Here is a 4343-nt window from a genome sequence, read left to right on the forward strand (position 1 = left end):
GCCCGGGCCCGCACCCGTACCTCGACACGAAGACCGAGACGTCGGCCTCGGCGGATCTCCTGCTCGCGGCACGTAGGTTCGCGGCGCAGCACGGCGTGGCGTTCAAGCGGGACGTTCTGGTCACCGGCTTCTCGCAGGGCGGCCGGGCGTCGCTCGCATTCGGTCGCGCGTTGAGCCGCGGTGAGGTCGGGCCGTTCCGGCTCGGCGCGGTCCGGGCGGTCGCGGGGCCGTACGACCTGCTCGGCGAGGAGCTGCCGGCCGCCTTCGACGGCCGCGTCATCCCGCCGACCGCGACGTTCTACCTCGCCTATCTCGTGACCGCCTGGAACCGGACGGTCGGCCTGTACGACGACCCGCGCCAGGCGTTCCAGGCGCCGTACGCGTCGACCGTCGAGGGCCTGTTCGACGGGTCCCACAGCGAGGAGGAGATCGTCGCCGGGCTGCCGGACTCGCCGGACAAGCTGCTCACCCCGGAATTCGCGGCGCGGCTCCAGCACCCGACCGGTCGCCTCCTCCGGGCGATCCAATCGGCCGACCAGATCTGCCAGGACTGGACCCCGCGCGTCCCGGTGCACCTGTACAGCGGGACCAAGGACACCGACGTGACCGCCGCGAACGCCGACTCGTGCGCGGCGTCACTGCGGCGGCGCGGGGCCGACGTCACCGTGCACTCGATGGGCGCGGTCGATCACCCCGGGACGGCGTTCGCGGCGTACCCGGAAATCATTCGGGCTTACGCTCGCCACGCCTGAGCCGGGTCTCGCCGCCCGGCCTCGTCTCGTCCGCAGACGCGACGAGGCTGCCGAGCAACGCCAGCGACTCCTCGTCCCGCGACCCGGGAACGGCGTGGAAGACGACCAGCGTCACGTTGTCGCTGCCGCCGATGGTCAGCTTGTCCGAGCGCAGATCGAGGTCGCCGACCTCGGGATGGGTCATCCGGCTGAGCCGCCCGCGCCGCGGCCGGACCTCGTGCCGCGCCCACAGCTGGCGGAACCGCTCGCTGCGGACCGAGAGGTCACCGACCAGCTCCTTCAGCCGCGGGTCGTCGACGTTCGGCCCGAGCTCGGAGCGGAGTACCGCGACGCCTTCCTCGGACAGGTCGTCCCAGTCCCGGCGCAGCTCGCGTTCGCGCGGATCGAGCAGCACGGCGGTGAGCAGGTTCACGCCGACCCGGTAGTTCGGCGAGAGCGCGGCGCAGAGCGCGTTGACCGCGAGTACGTCGGTGTACTTGTTCTGCACGTACGCCGGATTGTCCGGCCACCCGTCGATCAGCTCGACGATGCTCTCCGGCGCCCGCTCCGCCCGGGTCCGCGGGTGCGGTGCCGGCTGGGCGAGACCGAGGAGGTAGTTGCGAGCGTCCGCGTCCAGCCGCAGTACGTCGGCCAGCGCCTCGAGGACCTGCGCCGACGGGTTCCGGTCGCGGCCCCGCTCGAGGCGGAGGTAGTAGTCCGCGCTGATCCCGGCGAGCATCGCGACCTCTTCGCGGCGCAGCCCGGGGACCCGGCGGACGCCGACGCTGCGGATGCCGGCATCCTCGGGCCGGACCTGCTCGCGCCGCGCCCGCAGATAATCGCCCAGCGCGTTCTCCATGCCTCCACGGTAGACCGGGTACGCCGTAACAGCCTGTGCCCTGTCACTACCAGGAACGACGGGGTACTCCCTGTTCCGCGCGTACCGGCCAACAGTGGAGCCATGACGAACTCAACCATCACCCTCGCCGACGACCTCACCATCACCCGGATGGGGTACGGCGCGATGCAGCTGGCCGGCCCCGGCGTCTTCGGACCGCCGAAGGACCGCGACCAGGCGATCGCCGTACTGCGGGAGGCCGTCGACCTCGGCATCACCCACATCGACACCAGCGACTTCTACGGCCCGACCGTGGTCAACGAGATCATCAAGGAGGCGCTGCACCCGTACCCGGAGGGCCTGCACCTGGTCACCAAGGTCGGCGCCCGGCGCGGCGACGACGCGTCCTGGAACGTCGCCCTGGACCCGGACGACCTCAAAGCGCAGGTCCACGAGAACCTCGAGCACCTGGGTCTCGACGTACTCGACGTGGTCAACCTCCGGACCGCGGCCCGCGAGGAGATCAACGAGGACTCGATCGCCGAGCCGTACGCCGCACTGGCCGAACTGCAGCAGCAGGGCCTGATCAAGCACCTCGGCCTGAGCGCCGTCACGATGACGCAGCTCCGCGAAGCGGCGGCGATCGCCCCGTTCGTCACCGTGCAGAACCTCTACAACGTGGTGAACCGCGCGGACGACGACATCGTCGACTACTGCGCCGAGCACAACATCGCGTTCGCGTCGTTCTTCCCGCTCGGCGGGTTCAGCCCGCTGCAGTCGGAAACGCTCGCGAAGGTCGCCGCCCGACTGGACGCCACGCCGCAGCAGGTCGCCCTCGCCTGGCTCCTGCAGCGGTCCGCGACCAGCGTGGTCATCCCGGGGACGTCGTCGGTGGAGCACCTCCGCGAGAACGTCGCCGCCCGCGACCTCGTCCTCCCCGCGGATGCCGTCGCGGAGCTGGACGCGATCGGCGCGTGAGCTTTCCGGAACATTCTCGTCGCCCAGCGCAACAAAAGTTCCGGAAAGCTAGCGCAGTTCGCGTTGCAGCATCCGGATGAGGTCCTCGACGTCCGCTTCGACCATCGGTTCGCCGGTCATGCCCATCCGGTGCAGGAGCGTGCCGATCACCACGTCGATCACGAACAGCACCCGCTGCTCGGACAGCCCGAGGGTCTCCATCAGGACTTTGCGGTACGGGTCCTGCAGCTGGGTGGCGAGGATCTCGCGCAGCGCCGAGTCGCCGATCGCGTCGGTGAACACACCCGCGAACGCCGCGGCCACACCGGGCTCGGCGACCGCGCGGACGCCGTACCAGATCGCGGCGGCGACGTCCGCGTCGCGGTCCTCCCCGCGCACCGGCAACGGGCCGAACGAGTCCACCAAGGTCGCGGTGACCAGCGCGCCCTTGGACGGCCAGCGGCGGTAGATCGTGGTCTTCGCGATCCCGGTCGCCGCGGCGATCCGGTCGACCGTGGCCCGGGTGTACCCGAGCTCGTGGATCGTCCGCAGCGTCGCCGCGAACACCTCCGCGTCGACGCTGGACCGGGGCCGGCCGGGCGGCCGGGTGCTGGAAGCCATGGGCCCACCCTACCTAGTTATGCTACCGTCGGTATCGATACCAATCGTAGCGAAACCGCAGGACGGTGCCCGATGCTCAAGACCGCCACCACGACGCACCAGCCGCCGCTGGGCGTTCGCCTGGTCTACTCGTTCCGCAAGGAGCCCGACTACCGCACGATGTCGCCCACCGACCTGGCCGCGTTCGGCGAGGTCGCGAACCGGGTCGTCACGTCCCGCCTCGCGCATCTGCTCACCGGCTTCCCGCACAGCGGCGTGACGATCAGCTGGCAGCAGGTCCAGCTCGCCGACCGCACGATCCGGGTTCGCGTGTACCGCCCGGACAACCAGGAGCGGCTCCCGCTCGTGCTGCACGTCCACGGCGGCGGCTACGTCGGTACGGCGGTGCAGTGCGACTGGATCAACAGCCACGTCGCCGCCCGGGTGTCAGCGGTAGTGGTGTCCGTGGAGCACCGGCTGATGGACCACGACACCCCGCTGGCCCCGATCGTCGACGACGGCTGGGACGTACTGCGGCACGTGTTCCAGCACGCCGCGGACTGGGGCATCGACCCGACCCGGGTGGCGATCGCCGGTGAGAGCGCCGGGTCGATGGTCGCGGCGCTCTCCGCGCTCCGCGCCCGGGACGCCGGCCTGTCGTTGCGGGCGCAGGTCCTGGTCAACCCGTGCGTCGACGTGACCTCGACGGCGCTCGACTACGACTCGGTGTCGCAGTACCCGGAGACGCCGACCCTGACCCGCGAAGGCCTCGAGTTCTTCCGGCGCCTCGCCGTACCGGAAGGCACCGATCCGCGGCCGTTGTCGCCGCTGTACGCCGACCACCTGGGCGGGCTGCCACCGACGCTCGTGGTGATCCCGGTACTGGACCCGGTCGCGGACCACGGCCGGGTGTACGCCGACAAGCTGCGCGCGGCCGGCACCGCCGTCGAGGTCGGCGAATACACCAAGGCCGGGCACGCCTTCATCAGCATGCCCGGCCTGGTACCGCAAGCAAAACCGGCCCGAGACCGCATCGTCGACTTCCTCTGCGCGCGGTTCCGGTAGTTGCCGCCCGCCCCCTCTGGTGGGTCCACCCACCAGAGGCAGGGTTTGCGCCCGCGATCCCGGGCGCCAACCCTGCACCTCGGACGCCAGTCCACGAAAGGCACGGGTGGGCAGCACCGTCGGCCGGCGGTGCGAATACAGCTCAACCGGCC

5 protein-coding genes are annotated in these 4343 nt (G+C 71.0%); 3 read left to right on the top strand and 2 right to left on the bottom strand.

Features of this window, described 5'->3' with window-relative positions; genetic code table 11:
- The coding region (locus VFF46_RS00080) for a hypothetical protein (RefSeq protein WP_414673025.1) at positions 1–752 on the top strand (752 nt) is incomplete at its 5' end.
- On the opposite strand, the gene VFF46_RS00085 is transcribed toward VFF46_RS00080, so the two are convergent.
- Positions 724–1590 carry a helix-turn-helix transcriptional regulator gene (locus VFF46_RS00085; protein ID WP_325034865.1) on the bottom strand — a complete coding sequence of 289 codons (867 nt, stop codon included), beginning with the start codon at positions 1588–1590 and terminating at the stop codon, positions 724–726. The genes VFF46_RS00080 and VFF46_RS00085 overlap by 29 nt on opposite strands.
- A 102-nt stretch (positions 1591–1692) precedes the next feature.
- Between VFF46_RS00085 and VFF46_RS00090 the strand changes: the two genes are divergently transcribed.
- Positions 1693–2547 carry an oxidoreductase gene (locus tag VFF46_RS00090; RefSeq protein WP_325034866.1) on the top strand — a complete coding sequence of 285 codons (855 nt, stop codon included), beginning with the start codon at positions 1693–1695 and terminating at the stop codon, positions 2545–2547.
- A 48-nt stretch (positions 2548–2595) separates the two neighbouring features.
- On the opposite strand, the gene VFF46_RS00095 is transcribed toward VFF46_RS00090, so the two are convergent.
- Positions 2596–3147, bottom strand: a complete 552-nt coding sequence (locus VFF46_RS00095) for a TetR/AcrR family transcriptional regulator (protein ID WP_325034867.1) — start codon at positions 3145–3147, stop codon at positions 2596–2598.
- Positions 3148–3219: 72 nt separating this feature from the next.
- Between VFF46_RS00095 and VFF46_RS00100 the strand changes: the two genes are divergently transcribed.
- Positions 3220–4191 (top strand): alpha/beta hydrolase fold domain-containing protein, encoded by a 972-nt coding sequence (locus VFF46_RS00100; RefSeq protein ID WP_325034868.1) that lies wholly within the window; start codon positions 3220–3222, stop codon positions 4189–4191.
- Positions 4192–4343 lie beyond the last annotated feature (152 nt).

It is taken from the genome of Kribbella sp. (assembly GCF_035655035.1).
In the GTDB taxonomy this organism is placed as follows: Bacteria; Actinomycetota; Actinomycetes; order Propionibacteriales; family Kribbellaceae; genus Kribbella.